We start from the raw sequence: 629 nt of genomic DNA, 5'->3' as shown, positions 1-629 counted from the left end.
TGAACCGTACCATGTTTGTCGGAGACTCAACATTCTGAGAAACTACTCCGATGAAAAAATCAAACTACACCCCTGAAATCAGAGAAAGAGCGGTTCAACTTGTTATTGAATCCGAAAAAGATTATCCATCGAATTGGGCTGCAATCACTGCTATTGCTCCCAAGATAGGTTGTACCCCTGAAACACTGCGTGTTTGGCATCAAAAATATTTGGATCAACAAAATCCAGTTAAAGTACAGCATCTTTCAGATCAAGAACGTATAAAACAACTGGAACGTGAAAATAAAGAACTGCAACGCGCTAACGAAATTCTACGTAAAGCAGCCGCTTTTTTCGCGCAGGCGGAGCTCGACCGCCCACACAAATAATGGTGGATTTCATCCATAACAATAAAGACCTATATGGTGTTGAGGCAATCTGTAAAATTTTACCGATTGCACCATCGACCTATTACCGACAGCTGGATCTGACCGAGAACCCAGAAAAGCGCTCAAAACGCGATTTACATGACGTGCATCATGCTGAACAAATTAAACGAATTTGGAAAGAAAGTTCGGGTCGATATGGTGTACGTAAAGTTTGGCAACAATTGAAACGTGAAGGCTATATTGTTGCACGCTGTACGGTTG

At 41.8% G+C, this 629-nt stretch carries 1 pseudogene and 1 other annotated feature; the pseudogene reads left to right on the top strand.

Features of this window, described 5'->3' with window-relative positions:
- Window positions 1-50: 50 nt before the first annotated feature.
- Window positions 51-629, top strand: a pseudogene (locus IO68_RS33735) (IS3 family transposase); the annotation flags it as partial.
- Window positions 326-442 (top strand) — a sequence feature (AL1L pseudoknot). (Overlaps the previous pseudogene by 117 nt.)

Source organism: Acinetobacter sp. COS3, from assembly GCF_000475335.1.
Taxonomy (GTDB): Bacteria; Pseudomonadota; Gammaproteobacteria; order Pseudomonadales; family Moraxellaceae; genus Acinetobacter; species Acinetobacter venetianus.
This window is presented reverse-complemented; position numbering and strand designations above follow the sequence as displayed.